The organism is Pseudomonas artemisiae (assembly GCF_057128685.1).
Window position 1 is genome coordinate 16,609 of sequence record NZ_JBSKHS010000027.1, and the last position, 16,896, is coordinate 33,504.

The following is a 16,896-nucleotide window of genomic DNA, read 5'->3' on the forward strand; positions in this document are numbered from 1 at the left end:
TCCTATGCAGGTGAGGGGCATCCGTGCCCGGCCAGGGAATCCTACCTTGGGTTGGCGTTCCTGACGCTCTGCAACTGTCAGCGGTTATTAACTAGCCAGGCTCAGCGGCTCAGCGCTTTCCAGCCACGGGTGCGGGCAACTGCCAGCGCCTGTGCTATCCGTGCTTCCAGGGCCTCATCGCTAATGGGCAGGTTTGCCAACTCATGCAGCTTGTTCAGTTCCCCATAGAGGCGGTCGGCCTCCTCGATGGGCAGTAGGCCGCGGGCGTGTCGCAGCCAAACCTGTACACGCTCTAGGCGCGGCGATTGCTCGGCCAAATCTTCAGGCTGACGCTGGTAACGGTCTAGCTGGAGCGCTTGGGTTTCTTCGGCGAAGAAGTGCAATAGCCAACTTGCCAGAGGGGCTTGGCCCTGGCGGTTACCACGGGAGGGGCGGTTCAGGGTCCAGGCGCGTGCCAGCAGCCACCGTGACAGCCCCAGGGAGAACTGCCCCCAGCGGGGGTCGTCCAGCTCAGCGATAAACTGTTCGGGGGCAGCGGCGCGGATATCTTGGTCCTCCTGACCGGCTTCGACCACGGCGCGCCAGTCTTCAAGCAAAGCGTCCAAGGTAACGCGCAGGTCGCGGGTGGCGGCCCGGGGCGCTGCCTGGCCGAGGCTGCTCAACAAGGCCCGCAGTTCGATCAACTGTTGTACCCAGTCTTGCAGCAGGCGCCATTGGCCGGTGTGACGATACTGTTCGGCCAGCCGCTGGCTGCTGCCCAACAGGTGCCAGGCCACTGCACTGAATCCATCGTCCAGAGGCTGCTCGGCATCCAGTGCCGGTGCCGGAACGTTCAGGGAGTAGCTGGTAGAGTCGAGCAAGCGATAACCCCGCTCAGCCTTGCTGATGTCGCAGGGCATCAACGGTAAGGTGGCGGCTAGTTCATAAGCCAGTTCCAGCAGCCCGGCCGGGTCGCCTTCGCGCAGCTCAAGCTCCAGCTCGCAAATCTCTTCCGATTGCTTGCCTGCCGTAACCTGGCCCAAGTCCAGCGCAGCTTCCAGCACCACTTTGGCTTTGCCTCGGCCCCAGGCAATCTCGGCCTTTTCACGAACGAAATCGGTGGTGAACAAGGGCTTGATGGTTTTTTTGTCCAGCGCTGCCAATGCCGCGGGCCAGCAGCTGTCGTCGAGCTTTTTCAGGTCTAGCTTGGCTTTTGCCAGTGGCCAGTCAAATTCGTTACGCTCGGACAAGCCAGCCACGCTTTGCCCACGGGTTTTCAAGGTTTGAACGATGGTCTCGCCATCACGGCGCAGACGTAGCGCCACTTTGGCCTGAGCAAGATCGCGCTCAGGGGTATCGAAGTACTGGTTGCTTAGCTCATGGCGAGCCCAGCCGCTCTTATTGCGCTTTTTCAGCAGCGGGTGCTCGCGAAGCGCGGCGAGGGTTTCACGGCTGATGCGTAATTTGATTTCGGTTTCTTTGTTCATGGCGGGTATATCCGGGCGCAGACAAGGCGTAGCGTAGACGCGAAGAACCCAGCAGTGTACAGGAGTCGGCTTGCTCGCGTCGGTCCGATCCCCTACCTTGGTCTTGACTGATCGCACAGGAGCTTTCAATGCCCACGTTAAGCCTTAAAGATCGCTTTGCTGCCCTGGTAGCCCTGCCTTCGGTCAGTTGCACGCAGCCCGACCTCGATCAAAGCAACGGCCCGGTGATCGAACTGCTGGCCAATTGGCTGACCGCCTTGGGGTTTGCCTGTGACCTGCGCCAGGTAGCGCCTGGCAAGTTCAACCTGCTGGCGTCCTATGGCAGTGGCCCTGGTGGCCTAGTATTGGCGGGTCATAGCGATACCGTGCCCTACGACGAGGCGCTTTGGCGCACAGACCCGCTCAAGCTCACTGAAGTGGATGGTCGTTGGGTAGGGCTGGGCAGCTGCGACATGAAAGGGTTTTTCGCGCTGGTGATCGAAGCTGTGCAGCCACTGCTGAGCCAGCCGTTTCGGCAACCGCTGCTGATTCTGGCGACCTGTGATGAAGAAAGCTCTATGTCCGGAGCTAAGGCTTTGGCCGAGCAGGGGGCGCCTTTGGGGCGCGCGGCGGTGATCGGCGAGCCCACGGGCTTGCGGCCGGTTCGCTTGCACAAAGGCGTGATGATGGAGCGTATTGATATTCTTGGCCGCAGTGGGCACTCCTCTGACCCAACCTTAGGGCATAGCGCGCTGGAGGCCATGCATCAAGCCATGGGGGAGCTGATGGGCCTACGTCAGGAATGGCAGGGCCGCTACAGCAACCCCCAGTTCAGCGTGCCACAACCGACCTTGAACCTGGGCTGCATCCATGGCGGTGACAACCCTAATCGGATCTGCGGCCAATGCTCATTGGAGTTCGATATACGGCCGTTACCTGGGATGGACCCAGCGATGCTACGTGAGGCAATTCAAGGGAAATTACGTCCAATAGCAGAGCGCCATCAGGTCGCAATCAATTATCGACCGTTGTTCGATGAGGTAGCGCCATTCGAAGAGGCGGCCGACAGTGAGTTGGTACGCGTGGCGGAAAAACTTACCGGCCATCGGGCAGAAGCGGTGGCATTTGGTACCGAGGCGCCGTATCTTCAGCAACTTGGCTGCCAAACCCTGGTGTTGGGCCCTGGAGACATCGCCTGCGCTCACCAGCCGGGTGAGTTCCTTGAAATGTCACGTTTGAACCCTACGCTGCGTCTGGTACAAGACCTCGTTGAATATTACTGCCTCCGGCCCGCCCAGGGCTGAGGCCATTAAGCCTTGGGCCATACCCGAGGCTTGCTCACTGTACGGAAGAAGGAGAGGCGCGCGTGTTGCCAGGCCTGTTACGACGATAACCGTTCTCGCGGTACGCATTAGTCTCGTTCTTCCTTTCGCACAGGCCTCTCCATGCCCGACTACGTCAATTGGCTTCGCCACGCTTCTCCCTATATCAACGCCCATCGGGATTGCACCTTTGTGGTAATGCTGCCCGGTGATGGGATCGATCATCCCAACTTCGGCAATATCGTTCATGACCTGGTGTTGCTGCACAGCTTGGGCGTGCGCCTGGTGCTGGTACACGGCTCTCGCTCACAGATCGAAAGCCGGCTCGCGGCCAGAGGTTTGGAGGCCCGCTACCATCAAGGCTTGCGGATCACCGATGGGCCCACCCTGGAGTGCGTTATCGACGCTGTAGGCCATCTGCGTGTAACCCTCGAAGCTCGGTTGTCCATGGACATGGCCTCTTCGCCCATGCAAGGCGCGCGGCTGCGCGTGGCCAGTGGCAACCTGGTAACGGCTCGCCCGATTGGCGTGGTAGAGGGCGTGGATTATCACCACACCGGTGAGGTGCGGCGGCTCGACCGAAAGGGCATCAACCGGTTACTGGACGAGCGCACAATCGTATTGCTCTCGCCGTTGGGTTATTCGCCCACCGGTGAGATTTTCAATATTGCCTGTGAGGATGTCGCCACGCGCGCGGCCATTGACTTGGCCGCGGACAAGCTATTGCTGTTCGGCGCGGCTCCAGGGCTGCTGGATGCCCAGGGCCAGTTGGTTCGCGAACTGCGCCCGCAGCAAGTACCTGCACACTTGGAGCGCCTTGGCAGCGATTATCAAGGCGAACTTCTAGACGCGGCGGCACAGGCCTGTCGCGGCGGCGTTGCTCGTAGCCATATCGTCAGCTATGCCGAAAACGGCGCGCTGCTGACCGAGCTATTCACTCGCAACGGCGGGGGTACGCTGGTGGCCCAAGAGCAATTCGAGCAGGTGCGCGAGGCCAATATCGAAGACGTTGGCGGCTTGATCGAGCTGATCAGCCCGCTGGAAGAACAGGGCATTCTGGTTCGCAGATCCCGAGAAGTATTGGAGCGGGAAATCGAGCAATTCAGCGTAGTGGAGCGCGAAGGCATGATCATCGCCTGCGCCGCCCTTTACCCCATTGCCGATTCGGACACCGGTGAACTGGCTTGCCTGGCGGTCAATCCGGAATACCGTCATGGCGGGCGTGGCGATGAATTGCTTGAACGCATCGAGACACGGGCTCGGGCTCAGGGCATCAATACGCTATTTGTGCTTACCACGCGCACTGCCCACTGGTTCCGCGAGCGCGGTTTTAGCCCCAGTAGCGTAGAACGCCTCCCCGCGGCTCGGGCTTCACTGTACAACTTCCAGCGTAATTCCAAGATTTTCGAGAAAAATTTGTAGATCGCTAACCTATTCGCGAGCTTGCGCTCGCTCCTGCACGGAGCCAGCGCAAGCTGGCGAATAGGGTTTAAGAACTTATAGCCAGAATGCTCGCCTGGTAGGCCGCAACGAAGAGGTCGAACTCTCCTACTTCCGTACGCTCCAGTTCGCTCTGCCGCGCCAGCGATTCCTTGGCCATGGCCTCGAACTTCTCCTGTTCGGCCGAGGGCACCGGCGTGGCACGGAAATACTCTGCATGCTCCTGGCTCTGGCGCAAGGAAAACTCGCTGAAGCTTTCTTTGTGCGCCTTCATGTTAGCCAGTACTTGAGCCGAAGGCGTAAGTGCCGGGTCGGCTACCTTGGCGCGTTGTAGCGCAATGGCTTTTACGTGTTCGTCCAAGCTCAGGCTCTGGTCGAACAGCGCTGCCAGCGGCTCGATGGCCGAGAGTAGATTGTCCGCCCACTCACGTAGGGTGACCTGAGCGCCATTATGCTGCAGTTCCAACCCTGGGCGTCGCCCCTCCTTAACCACCTTCAGGAAGTTATCCGTGCAAGCCATGCATTCGGGTGCGTCCAGCAAAGGGCTTTCTTCGAGGGCACAGTACAAGAGGAAGGCGTCCATGAAGCGTGCCTGCGGAAGGTCGATCCCCATTGGCAAGAAGGGGTTGATATCGAGACAACGAGCTTCTACATACTGCACGCCCCGAGCCATCAACGCCTGAATCGGCCGTTCGCCGGTGTAGGTTACCCGCTTGGGACGAATGCTGGAGTAGTACTCGTTCTCGATCTGCAGCACATTGGTATTGAGCTGTACCCATTCGCCGTCCTTGTGAGTACCCATTTCCACATAGGGCGGGTAAGGGGTAGCCACGGCCTTGCGTAGGCTCTCGGTATAGCTGTGCAGGTCGTTGTAACAGGGGGTAAGCCCTGCCTGAGCGTTGTTCTGGTACCCCAAGTCGCTCATGCGCAGGCTAGTGGCATAAGGCAGGTACAGGGTATGGGCATCAAGGGTTTCCAGCCGATGGGGGCGGCCTCTCAGGAAGCCCGCGTCCAGCGCCGGGGACGCGCCGAACAGGTACATTAACAGCCAACTATAGCGGCGGAAGTTACGCAGCATGCCGATATAGGCAGCGGACTGGTAATCCCGGTCCTCGGTCTGGTCGCCTTCAGCGGCTTTAAGCACAGGCCAAAGGGGCTCGGGCAACGAGAAGTTATAGTGAATGCCAGCGATGCACTGCATGGTGCGGCCATAGCGAATGGACAGACCCTTGCGGTACACGTGCTTGAGCTTGCCGATGTTCGAACTGCCGTACCAAGCGATGGGGATATCGGCTTCTTCAGGCAACGGGCAGGGCATGGATGGCGCCCACAACAGCTCATCGCCCAATGCCGAATAAGCGAAGCGATGAATGGTGTCGAGATTTTCCAAGGTGTGTGCTGAATCCACCAAGGCCGGGGTGATGAATTCGACTAATGCTTCGGAATAATCGGTAGTGATCTGTTCGTGGGTCAATGCCGAACCTAGGGCTTCGGGGTGGGGCGTTTGCGCCAGCCGGCCTTGGGGGGTCACGCGCAGGCATTCGCGCTCTATGCCATGCAGGCACTGCTTGAGCAGAGAGAGGTTGGCAGGCGCGCCCAGCAATTGCAGGCGGCGGTGAAGAAATTCGCTCAAGTTGATGTCCTTACGCGTCGATCGCCCTGATATGGGGGTAGCTATGGCATTTAGCAAGGTGGGGCCGTCCGAGTATAGAGGTCCAAAGCCCGACTAAGTTGAGTGCCATTGGCCATGGCATCTATGGGGCGAACTTACCCCAGTTCGCGTCACCGGGCTATAGAGCCGCGAAGGTCCCTTGCGCCTTGGCCATCGTCTTCCCCGCCTGCACCACTTCGGCCTCCACCACCAGGGTGCGACTGCCGGCATGAAGCACCTTGGCCACGCAGGTCACCTCACCGTCGGCGACTGGCCTTAAATAATTGATCTTGCACTCCAGGGTAACGCTTTGCCGATCGAACCCGTGTGACGTAGAGCAAGCCAGGCCCATGGTGATATCAACCAGGCTGAACATCGCCCCACCGTGCAGCACCCCGCCACGGTTACGCAGCGGCGGGGTAAGCGCTAGAGCGACCTCCGCGATGCCTTCGTCCAAACGAACGACTCGACAGCCCAGCAGTTCACTGAACGCACTTTGAGTCAGGCCCTCTGGGATCTCCATTAACGTTTCTTCAAGGGTTTGGCGTTGGCGAACAAATTCGCCATGGCGCCACTGGCCGGAGCTGCAGCTGCTTCACGGGCCTTAGGGGCATTTGACGGGCGGTTGCCGGCTGGCCTGGAACCGCCACGGTTGCCTTCGATTTTTTCACCCGGTGTATCACCCATGCGCATGGACAGCGCGATACGTTTGCGCGGGATGTCTACCTCCATGACCTTGACCTTCACCACGTCCCCGGCTTTTACCGCCTCGCGCGGGTCTTTGATGAACTTCTCCGACAGCGCCGAGATATGCACCAGGCCATCCTGGTGAACGCCGATATCGACAAAGGCACCGAAGTTGGTGACGTTGGTGACTACGCCTTCGAGCATCATGCCCAGTTGCAGGTCTTTAAGGTCCTCAACGCCATCCTGGAAGGCTGCGGTCTTGAATTCCGGGCGCGGGTCGCGGCCGGGTTTATCCAGCTCCTTTAAGATGTCAGTCACCGTGGGCAACCCGAAGGTTTCGTCGGTGTAGCGGGCCGGGTCCAGCCTGCGCAGGAAGGTGCTGTCTCCAATCAGCGAGCGGATGTCGCGGTCGGTCTGGGCAGCGATACGCTGAACCAGTGGGTAGGCTTCCGGGTGAACGGCTGAGGCATCGAGCGGGTTGTCTCCGTTCATGACCCGTAAAAAGCCGGCGGCTTGCTCGAAGGTTTTTTCACCGAGGCGGCTGACTTTTTTCAGCGCGGCGCGGGTACGGAAGGCGCCGTTGGCATCACGGTGGGCGACGATATTTTGCGCCAGCGTGGCATTGAGCCCCGATATGCGCGCCAGCAATGCCACGGAGGCGGTGTTCACGTCCACGCCCACGGCGTTCACGCAGTCTTCCACCACCGCATCCAGGCCTCGGGCCAGCTTGAGCTGGGAGACGTCATGCTGGTATTGCCCCACGCCGATGGATTTGGGGTCGATCTTCACCAGCTCGGCCAATGGGTCTTGCAGGCGACGGGCAATGGACACCGCGCCCCGCAGGGACACGTCCAGTTCCGGGAACTCCCGTGCGGCCAGTTCCGAGGCGGAATATACCGATGCGCCCGCTTCGCTCACCATCACCTTGGTCAGGTTAAGGGTTGAGTATTTCTTGATCAGTTCGCCAGCGAGCTTATCCGTTTCGCGGCTGGCGGTACCGTTGCCAATGGCGATCAGGTCTACGTTATGGCGGGCGCATAGCGCGCCTAGTACCGCGAGGGTTTGATCCCACTGATTCTTCGGCACATGCGGATAGACCGTGGCGGTATCGAGCAACTTGCCGGTAGCGTCGACCACGGCCACCTTGCAACCGGTCCGCAGGCCAGGGTCCAGGCCAAGGGTAGCGCGCGGGCCTGCGGGGGCCGCCAACAGCAGGTCGTGCAAGTTGTGGGCGAATACGTTGATGGCCTCGGCTTCAGCCTGTTCACGCAGCTCGCCGAGCAGGTCGTTTTCCAGCGAGGTGTACAGCTTGACCTTCCAGGTCCAGCGCACGACTTCGCCCAGCCATTTGTCCGCAGGGCGGTTCTGGTTCTTCAGGCCAAAGTGCTCGGCGACCATCAGTTCGCACGGGTGCAGCGTACCGGGCAACTCTTCGCCGACTTTCAGTGAAACGCTGAGAATGCCTTCGTTGCGACCCCGGAAAATTGCCAGCGCACGGTGAGACGGCGCGCCCTTGAGTGGCTCATCGTGTTCAAAGTAATCCCGGAACTTGGCCCCTTCTTCTTCCTTGCCAGGCACGATGCGAGCGGCGAGGGTGGCGTGTTCACCCAGGTAGCCCCGCAACCTGCCCAGCAGGGCAGCGTCTTCGGCGAAGCGCTCCATCAGGATATACTTGGCGCCTTCCAGAACGGCACGGGTGTCGGGATAGCCTTTTTCCCCATCGACGAACCGAGCCGCTTGCGCCTCGGGTGCCAGCATGGGATCGGCGAGCAAGCCATCGGCAAGCTCGCCCAGGCCGGCTTCCAAGGCGATCTGGCCCTTGGTGCGCCGTTTTTGCTTGTAGGGCAGGTAAAGGTCTTCAAGGCGGGTCTTGGTATCGGCCAGGTTGATTTCCCGGGCCAGTTCGGGAGTAAGCTTGCCCTGTTCATCGATGCTGCTCAGAATGCTGGCGCGCCGCTCGTCAAGCTCTCGCAGGTAGCGCAGGCGTTCTTCCAAATGGCGCAGTTGGGTATCGTCCAGGCTGCCGGTGACTTCTTTACGGTAACGGGCGATGAACGGCACGGTTGAGCCTTCGTCCAGCAGGGCCACCGCCGCCGCCACCTGTTGGGGGCGCACGCCCAGTTCTTCGGCGATGCGGCTGTTAATGCTTTCCATAAAACCACCTGAATACTGTGATGCCTGGCCCCAGGCAGGGGCGGCGAAGCGATCCGGGCATGGCCGGCGTAAAAGGCGCGCATTATAACCACCCAAGCGTGGCACGGGGCCTTGCTAGTCAAATCTTGGCGCGTTTCAGCAGGGCGAAGAAAAATCTGCTAACAATGCGCGAAGCACGTCCACCCGGCGGCTGCGACATAATGCGCGCCGACAGCAAAGGAGTTTTTCATGAGCAGCACCGCCCAAAACAGCGAAGGCGAAAAAATCCTCATCGTGGATGACGACCCCGGTTTGAGCAGCCTGCTGGAACGCTTTTTCGTCAGCAAAGGCTATAGGGCACGGGCTGTGAGGGATGTAGAGCAGATGGACCGGCTGCTCGCCCGCGAGGTGTTCAATCTGATCGTGCTCGATCTCATGCTACCTGGCGAGGATGGCCTGTCCGCTTGCCGTCGGCTGCGGGCGGCCGACAACCAGATTCCCATCATCATGCTCACTGCCAAGGGTGACGAGCTTAGCCGCATCAAGGGCCTGGACCTGGGTGCCGATGATTACCTGGCCAAACCCTTCAACCCAGACGAGCTGGCCGCGCGGGTCAAGGCTGTGCTGCGTCGTCAAGCTACCCCGGTGCCTGGCGCGCCGGCGGCAAGCGACGCGACGGTGTCCTTCGGTGACTATCAACTGTCCCTGGCCACGCGACAGCTTACCCGAGGTGACGAAAAGCATATGCTCACCACGGGCGAGTTCGCCGTGCTAAAAGCGTTGGTTACCCATGCTCGCGAGCCGCTAACCCGCGATAAGCTCATGAACCTTGCCCGTGGCAGGGAGTGGGATGCGCTGGAGCGCTCCATCGACGTGCAGATTTCCCGTCTGCGCCGTCTGATCGAGCCCGATCCCTCCAAGCCCCGTTATATCCAGACCGTATGGGGTGTCGGGTATGTATTCGTTCCAGACGGCAACTCAGGCAAGTGATGCTGGCCCGCATGGCAGTTAAAGCCTTTGGCAAAACTCTTTGCGGTACAAGCCGGCTTGGGCATCCACGGGTAAATCTGCAGTCCGTGCTTGTTCCGACCGCTGCATTGGGACAGCAGGTGATGGCCCAGCGGTTCGCCGAGGCATCGCCTGCGCGCTCCACTGCATCGCCAGGCTATTTGGCGCACCGCCGCGAAGGGTACAGGTACTTATGAAAACCCCGCTGTGGTTCCCCCAAAGTTTTTTCGCACGCACGCTCTGGCTGGTACTGATTGTCGTGCTGTTTTCCAAGGCACTGACCTTGGTATATCTGTTGATGAACGAAGACGTGCTGGTGGACCGGCAATACAGCCATGGCGTGGCGTTAACCTTGCGTGCCTATTGGGCAGCTGACGAAACCAACCAGGCCAAAATCGCCGAAGCCGCCGGGCTATTGCGGGTGGGTGGCGATGCGGTGCCGGAGGGTGAGCAGCACTGGCCCTACAGCGAGATTTATCAACGGCAGATGCAAGCCGAGCTAGGCGACGATACCGAAGTGCGGCTACGGGTACATGCGCCCCCAGCCTTGTGGGTGCGTGCGCCTAGCCTCGGGCCGGATTGGCTGAAGGTGCCGCTGTATCCTCACCCCTTGAGGGGCCAGAAAATCTGGAGCGTGCTGGGGTGGTTCCTGGCCATCGGCCTGTTATCCACGGCCTCGGCCTGGATATTCGTGCGACAACTCAATCAGCCCCTTAAACATCTGGTGTTCGCCGCCCGGCAATTGGGTCAAGGTCGCAGCGTACGCTTACCCATTAGCGATACTCCCAGCGAAATGACCGAGGTGTATGGCGCCTTCAACCAGATGGCCGAAGATGTGGAGCAGGCCGGGCGCGAGCGGGAGCTGATGCTTGCAGGGGTTTCACATGACCTGCGTACGCCGCTGACACGGCTGCGGCTGTCGCTGGAGCTGATGAGCAGCGACAATGAATTCGCCGAGGGAATGGTTCGTGATATCGAGGATATGGATGCAATCCTTGATCAATTTCTGGCATTCATTCGAGACGGGCGTGACGAAACCGTTGAGGAAGCAGACCTCTGCGCCTTGGTAGAAGAAGTAGTGGCGCCCTTCAACCAGCCCGAGCACCGAGTTCGGCTATGTCTGGAGCCGATACCGCCATTCCCATTGCGGCGTGTGTCCATCAAGCGGTTATTGACCAACCTGATAGGCAATGCGCTGTACCACGCCGGGACCGGCGTTGAGGTAGCCGCCTTCGTGTCCGGAGACTCCAGTGCGCCCTATGTAGTGCTCAGTGTGCTCGATCGCGGTGAAGGCATAGACCCACAGGAGTTCGAGGGGATCTTCAATCCCTTCACGCGTGGGGATCGCGCGCGTAGCAAGGGCACAGGGCTGGGGCTGGCGATCGTCAAGCGCATTACAGCCATGCACGGCGGCAACGTAGAGCTGCGTAATCGCGCTGGAGGAGGCCTGGAGGCTCGCGTAAGGCTGCCGCTGAACTTGATGCTTCCCAGAGACGCGGTTTGAGTCGGGAGTCACGCTCAACCAGCAGGCGGCCGACCGCCGCCTACTGCTGAGTTTGCCTCAACACCGCCCTAGCCTTTACCTCGCGTCCGGGTAAGGTTAGGGCCGCCGTTTTTTTCCAGGTGTTCGATGATCATGTCCGCCACGTTCTTGCCCGTGGTGGACTCGATGCCTTCCAGACCGGGCGAGGAGTTAACCTCCATCACTAGCGGGCCGTGGTTGGACCTCAGAATGTCCACGCCCGCCACGCTCAACCCCATCACCTTTGCCGCGCGAATGGCCGTCATACGCTCTTCTGGAGTGATTTTGATCAGGCTGGCGCTACCGCCCCTGTGGAGATTGGAGCGGAATTCTCCTGGCTTAGCCTGGCGTTTCATCGACGCGATCACCCGGTCGCCTACCACGAAGCAGCGAATATCCGCGCCTCCGGCTTCCTGAATGTACTCCTGCACCATGATGTTCTGCTTCAAGCCCATAAAGGCTTCGATCACCGACTCCGCTGCCTTGGTGGTTTCGCAGAGCACCACGCCGATGCCTTGGGTGCCTTCCAGCACTTTGATCACGAGGGGGGCGCCGTTGACCATGCGAATGAGGTCGGGAATATCATCCGGGGAGTGTGCAAAGCCCGTAACGGGCAGGCCTACGCCCTTGCGCGATAACAATTGCAACGACCTGAGTTTGTCCCGGGAACGAGCGATAGCCACGGATTCGTTAAGTGGAAATACACCCATCATTTCGAATTGGCGCAGTACGGCACAGCCATAAAAAGTAACCGAGGCACCGATGCGCGGAATCACCGCGTCGAAGCCTTCCAGGGGTTTGCCTCGATAGTGAATCTGCGGCTTATGGCTGGCAATGTTCATATAGGCACGAAGCGTATCCACCACCACCATCTCGTGGCCGCGCTCGGTGCCGGCCTCGACAAGCCTTCGGGTGGAATACAGGCGCGGGTTGCGCGATAGCACAGCGATTTTCATTGGGCACCTGAGGCAGCGGAAAGAGAGGCCGGAGAAAGAGGTTTGTCTTGAACGTATGTTTGGGCAGGGTCGACAACCAACTGGCCATCGATCAGCGCCTTGGACCCTAGCAACAGGCGATAACGCATGGCCTTGCGGCACGCCAGGGTGAATTCCACTTGCCATACCCGGTTACCCAACGCCAGCAGGGTCCGGATCACGTAGCGCGTTTGCGCGTGCCCGTTGGAGCTTTTGATGGTTTTCATGGTGACCAGCGGGGCTTCGCAGCGCCTGTGCCGCAGTTGCACCACGGAGCCCAAGTGAGCGTTGAAACGCACCCAGGGTGCTCCGTCACGCTCGAAACATTCGATTTCCGTGGCGTGAAGGCTGGACGTGCTGGCACCGGTATCAATCTTCGCACGAAGGCCGGCCACCCCCAGTTCAGGGAGGGCTATCCACTCACGCAGGCCTATGACAGTAAGATGGTCAAAAGTCTTCAAGGTAATGCTCGAAATAATCGTCGTACGAAGGCTTGCACGGTGAAAGGCTGTGTAAACGCCTTGTGGCGCGCCGCGTGTGCATAGACCGCGCCGCTGACCGTGTTGCGTCAGCGATCCAGCGTCGGGGCACTGTAAACAATGCGGGAGTGCGTTGCATCCGTACGCGACGGTAGTAGAGTGGAAGTATGTTTCTAAATGAGGTCAGGTAGTGGCACAGCACGCTGAACGTGAGGAAAAGGTCCGGTTGGACAAATGGCTATGGGCGGCGCGCTTCTATAAAACCCGCGCCTTGGCCAAGGCAGCTATCGAAAGTGGGAAGGTGCATTGCCGGGGCGAGCGCTGCAAGCCAGGCAAAGAGCCGAAAGTCGGTGACGAGTTTCAGCTACGCACTGGCTTCGACGAGCGCACCGTAGTCGTGGTAGCGCTCTCGGATGTACGCCGTGGCGCGCCGGAGGCTCAACTGCTGTACGCTGAAACCCCTGAGAGCCTAGCGCGCCGTGAGCAAGCAGCGGCCCTGCGCAAGGCAGGTGCATTGGGTGTTAGTACAGATGGCAAGCCTACCAAGAAGCAACGTCGCCAGCTGTTTACCTTCCGCTCTGGGGATGCGGGCTAGGCGCCGACAACGCTCAGCCTTCGTACACCGGGCAGCCGATGCAGCAGGGTGAATGCTGGGGCGGTTACTTGGGTAAGCCAGGCGCTGACATGGGCCAAAAAAGGGGTAAAGCATGACCAGCCCAGGGCTAGGACGGCCATGATCAAGCCGCCGATATAATCATCCTGGCCCCAGTGCGCGCCTGCGACCAGGCGAGGCATCATGAACAGCACGGCCAGCCCCCAGATCACCAGGCGCTGCCCGGCACTACGGCTGGAGTAGGCCATATACAGTGCCCAGATGAGCAGCACCGAGGCATGGTCTCCAGGGAAACTCGCGCTGGACTGATCCTTGAGTTCCCATTTCCTCTCAAGATGTGGGTACCAGTCGCTCAGGTGCACTGCACTGGGCAATACAAGCGTAGGGCTATCGTGCTGCCACCCCATGTTCTCGCACAGCTTGGAAAACAACGCGCGTATCACTAACAAGAGCATCAGGGTGGCAATGAACCCCCAGAATGCCTGGCGCACCTGTGTAGCCTTGAAAACCCAGTCGCCGCAGATCAGTAGCATCAGTAGAATAAGCCCGACCAGCGCGTCGAACGGGCGCAGGCTGCCGACAGTCCATAGATAACGCCACGCCGCGTTCGTCCCCAGAGGCTGATTGAGCAGGGCGAACAGGGCTTTATCGAACGCCGTGAAAGCTGAATGGCCCGCAGGCCATAACCATATGCAGAGCAATGCAAACGCAACGAAATTGCACAGGGCTAACCCGCGCAGATTCCAACTTGCCCGGAACAGTGCCGGTTTGTTCATATAGACCTCGATCAGGCCACGTCCAACCACACCCTTAGGGTGCAGCGAATCGGGCTTTGTAAATTTAGCGCCGATACATATTTTGTCATCTTTCTGTGATAGTCGAACCTATGCACGATTTGCCTAACAATGATTTCACTCAACGTTTCATCTTCGACGACGCTGACGTGCGCGGCGAAATGATCTCGCTCGAGCACAGTTACGGGCAGGTACTGGCCAAGCATAAGTACCCGCGCCCTGTCGCGAACTTGCTGGGCGAGTTCATGGCCGCCGCTGCGTTGCTGGCCGGCACGCTGAAGTTCGACGGGCTGCTGATTCTCCAGGCTCGCTCCGAAGGGCCGGTACCGCTATTGATGGTGGAATGCTCCAACGCCTTGGAGGTGCGAGGCCTGGCCCGCTACGATGCAGCCTTGGTCGGTGAGCAGAGCGATCTGCAAGCCCTGATGCCCGACGGCAGCCTGGCAATGACCATTGATCCTACCCAGGGCCAGCGGTATCAGGGCATCGTGGCCCTGGATGGCAAAAACCTGGCCGCTTGTTTCACCAACTACTTCAAAATATCCGAACAGCTGGGCACACGCTTCTGGCTCGAATCTGACGGCCAGCGGGCCCGCGGCATGCTGCTCCAGCAACTCCCCGCTGAGCAACAGAAAGACGCCCATGAGCGCGCCGAGCGCTGGCAACACCTGACGGCCTTGGCCGAAACAGTAAAGCCTGAAGAGCTGCTTGGGCTGGATAACGAAACGGTGTTGCACCGCCTCTACCACGAAGAGCAGGTGCGTTTGTTCGATCAGCAACCAGTAGTGTTCCAATGCAGTTGTTCCCGGGAGCGCTCCGCGCGAGCACTTATCAGCTTGGGAGAGGCTGATGCACAGGCATTGCTGGTCGAGGAAGGCGGCACTGTGGAGATCGATTGCCAGTTCTGCAACGAACGATATCTGTTCGATTCGACGGATGTAGCGCAACTATTCGCTGGCGGCGGGGTCGATGCACCGTCAGATAGCCGTCACTGAACAGATTCAGCACCGCAAATCACGCTACAAGCGCCGGAATAGCGCCGTTTAGAGCCAAGAAGGCTACTCTTTTGCCTCGGTTCTAGGCATAATCCGGCCACTTTTTAGCTGTAGTAGGGTTTTGTTTTCTACTACAAACGTTTGGAGCACTCGGCGAGACCGCCGACGGGGATTCTCATGACGCAAGCCAAAAACGCCGTGTATACCGATATCAGCACCGCCCAACTGGTCGAAGAGGCCCTTCGTCGCGGTGAAGGTGAGCTTGCCGCCAATGGCTCGCTGGTCGTGAAAACCGGGCATCGTACCGGCCGTTCACCGGTTGACCGCTTTATCGTAGAAGAGCCGTCTACTCAGGATGACATCTCTTGGGGCCCGATCAACCGCAAATTCTCGGCCGACAAGTTCGACGCCTTGTGGGAACGGGTCAGCGGGTACCTCGCCGAGCGCGATCACTTCGTTTCCCATGTTCACGTAGGGTCTGACGCCAGTCATTACCTGCCTGTACAGATGTCCACGGAAACTGCCTGGCACAACCTGTTCGGCCGTTGCCTGTTCATCAACCCTGAGCAGTACAATCCGGCTTCCCGACAGGAATGGCAGATCCTTAATGCCCCGTGGTTCACGTGTGAACCGGAGCGTGATGGCACCAACTCCGATGGTTGCGTGATCATCAATTTCGCGGCCAGGAAGGTGCTGATCGCCGGCATGCGCTACGCCGGTGAAATGAAAAAAGCCATGTTCTCTGTGCAGAACTTCCTGCTGCCAGCGGCAGACGTACTGCCTATGCACTGCGCCGCCAACATGGGTGAAGACGGCGACGTCACGCTGTTCTTCGGCCTGTCAGGCACTGGTAAAACCACCCTGTCCGCCGACGAAAGCCGTTACCTGATTGGTGACGACGAACACGGCTGGGGCGAAGGCGTGGTGTTTAACATCGAAGGTGGGTGCTATGCCAAGTGCATCGACCTCACCGAGAAGAACGAGCCTGTGATCTGGAAGGCCATTCAGTTCGGCGCAGTGCTCGAGAACGTGGTGCTGAACCCTGAAACCCGCCTGCCGGACTACACCGACGACAGCCTGACCCAGAACAGCCGCGCGGCCTATCCTCGCGAGTTGATCGACAAGATCGCACCGAAGAACCTGGGTGGTGAGCCCAACGCGGTGATCTTCCTGACCTGTGACCTGACCGGCGTTCTGCCACCGGTGTCCATCCTCAGCGAAGAGCAAGCGGCCTATCACTTCCTGTCGGGCTATACCGCGCTGGTGGGCTCTACTGAAATGGGTTCGGGCCCGGGCATCAAGTCCACCTTTTCCACCTGTTTCGGCGCACCTTTCTTCCCGCGCCCGGCTGGCGTGTATGCCGAGCTGCTGATCAAGCGTATTCGTGCGTTCGGCTCCAAGGTCTACCTGGTGAATACCGGCTGGACCGGTGGTGGCTACGGTGTTGGCAAGCGCTTCAACATCCCAACCACCCGTGGCGTGATCGCAGCCATTCAAAGCGGCGCGCTGGCAGGGGCGGAAACCGAGCACCTGGATATCATCAACCTGGACGTGCCAAAGGTTGTTCCGGGCGTTGAAACCGGGCTGCTCAAGCCGCGCACTACCTGGGCTGACCCAGCGGCCTACGACGAAGCGGCCAAGGGCCTGGCTGGCTTGTTCATCGAAAACTTCAAGAAGTTCGAAGTGTCCGAAGCCATCCGCGCTGCAGGTCCTCAGTTGTAATTAGCTGAGTGCTCATAAAAACCCCCGCCTAGCGCGCAATGCTGTTCACTTAAGCGGAGCAGCCTTGCGGTTAACCGGATACCGGGTTTTTGACATCTTCACCACCCTGGG

At 59.6% G+C, this 16,896-nt stretch carries 14 protein-coding genes; 7 read left to right on the forward strand and 7 right to left on the reverse strand.

Annotated features, from left to right (window positions below):
- Nucleotides 1-101 precede the first annotated feature (101 nt).
- The gene (locus ACWKV4_RS20235; RefSeq protein ID WP_483833983.1) at nucleotides 102-1,466 is read right to left on the reverse strand and encodes a CYTH domain-containing protein; all 1,365 of its coding nucleotides are present in this window, start codon (nucleotides 1,464-1,466) and stop codon (nucleotides 102-104) included.
- Between the two features lie 128 nt (nucleotides 1,467-1,594).
- On the opposite strand from ACWKV4_RS20235, the gene argE reads away from it, so the two are divergent.
- Nucleotides 1,595-2,749, forward strand: coding sequence for an acetylornithine deacetylase (argE, locus tag ACWKV4_RS20240; protein WP_483833982.1), 1,155 nt, complete (start codon nucleotides 1,595-1,597; stop codon nucleotides 2,747-2,749).
- 141 nt (nucleotides 2,750-2,890) lie between these two features.
- Entirely contained in the window at nucleotides 2,891-4,189 is a 1,299-nt protein-coding gene (gene argA / locus ACWKV4_RS20245; RefSeq protein ID WP_483833981.1) for an amino-acid N-acetyltransferase, read from the forward strand.
- A gap of 67 nt (nucleotides 4,190-4,256) precedes the next feature.
- Here the strand turns inward: argA and gshA are convergent, their stop codons facing one another.
- The 3 genes from gshA to ACWKV4_RS20260 form a co-directional block, all read right to left on the reverse strand.
- Nucleotides 4,257-5,840, reverse strand: coding sequence for a glutamate--cysteine ligase (gene gshA, locus ACWKV4_RS20250; protein ID WP_483833980.1), 1,584 nt, complete (start codon nucleotides 5,838-5,840; stop codon nucleotides 4,257-4,259).
- Nucleotides 5,841-5,997: 157 nt separating this feature from the next.
- Entirely contained in the window at nucleotides 5,998-6,381 is a 384-nt protein-coding gene (locus tag ACWKV4_RS20255; protein WP_483833979.1) for a PaaI family thioesterase, read from the reverse strand.
- Nucleotides 6,381-8,699 (reverse strand): Tex family protein, encoded by a 2,319-nt coding sequence (locus tag ACWKV4_RS20260; protein ID WP_483833978.1) that lies wholly within the window; start codon nucleotides 8,697-8,699, stop codon nucleotides 6,381-6,383. Before ACWKV4_RS20260 ends, ACWKV4_RS20255 begins: the two co-directional genes overlap by 1 nt.
- Nucleotides 8,700-8,927: 228 nt before the next feature.
- Here ACWKV4_RS20260 and ompR point away from each other — a divergent pair, with 228 nt between their 5' ends.
- Complete coding sequence (gene ompR, locus ACWKV4_RS20265) at nucleotides 8,928-9,668, forward strand: osmolarity response regulator transcription factor OmpR (RefSeq protein ID WP_483833977.1); 741 nt, start codon at nucleotides 8,928-8,930, stop codon at nucleotides 9,666-9,668.
- A gap of 211 nt (nucleotides 9,669-9,879) precedes the next feature.
- Nucleotides 9,880-11,190 (forward strand): ATP-binding protein, encoded by a 1,311-nt coding sequence (locus ACWKV4_RS20270; protein ID WP_483833976.1) that lies wholly within the window; start codon nucleotides 9,880-9,882, stop codon nucleotides 11,188-11,190.
- Between the two features lie 68 nt (nucleotides 11,191-11,258).
- Here the strand turns inward: ACWKV4_RS20270 and rimK are convergent, their stop codons facing one another.
- Nucleotides 11,259-12,164 carry a 30S ribosomal protein S6--L-glutamate ligase gene (gene rimK / locus ACWKV4_RS20275; RefSeq protein ID WP_483833975.1) on the reverse strand — a complete coding sequence of 302 codons (906 nt, stop codon included), beginning with the start codon at nucleotides 12,162-12,164 and terminating at the stop codon, nucleotides 11,259-11,261.
- Nucleotides 12,161-12,643: a retropepsin-like aspartic endopeptidase RimB gene (gene rimB / locus ACWKV4_RS20280; RefSeq protein WP_483833974.1), complete on the reverse strand. Its 483-nt coding sequence runs from the start codon at nucleotides 12,641-12,643 to the stop codon at nucleotides 12,161-12,163. The genes rimK and rimB overlap by 4 nt, the downstream gene beginning before the upstream one ends.
- Nucleotides 12,644-12,851: 208 nt before the next feature.
- Between rimB and ACWKV4_RS20285 the strand changes: the two genes are divergently transcribed.
- Nucleotides 12,852-13,256, forward strand: coding sequence for an RNA-binding S4 domain-containing protein (locus ACWKV4_RS20285; protein ID WP_483833973.1), 405 nt, complete (start codon nucleotides 12,852-12,854; stop codon nucleotides 13,254-13,256).
- Here the strand turns inward: ACWKV4_RS20285 and ACWKV4_RS20290 are convergent.
- Entirely contained in the window at nucleotides 13,253-14,050 is a 798-nt protein-coding gene (locus ACWKV4_RS20290) for a phosphatase PAP2 family protein (protein ID WP_483833972.1), read from the reverse strand. The genes ACWKV4_RS20285 and ACWKV4_RS20290 overlap by 4 nt on opposite strands.
- Nucleotides 14,051-14,160: 110 nt before the next feature.
- Here ACWKV4_RS20290 and hslO point away from each other — a divergent pair, with 110 nt between their 5' ends.
- Together hslO and ACWKV4_RS20300 are read left to right on the forward strand one after the other, a co-directional pair.
- Complete coding sequence (gene hslO / locus ACWKV4_RS20295; RefSeq protein ID WP_483833971.1) at nucleotides 14,161-15,063, forward strand: Hsp33 family molecular chaperone HslO; 903 nt, start codon at nucleotides 14,161-14,163, stop codon at nucleotides 15,061-15,063.
- Nucleotides 15,064-15,240: 177 nt separating this feature from the next.
- Nucleotides 15,241-16,785, forward strand: coding sequence for a phosphoenolpyruvate carboxykinase (locus ACWKV4_RS20300; RefSeq protein ID WP_483833970.1), 1,545 nt, complete (start codon nucleotides 15,241-15,243; stop codon nucleotides 16,783-16,785).
- Nucleotides 16,786-16,896 lie beyond the last annotated feature (111 nt).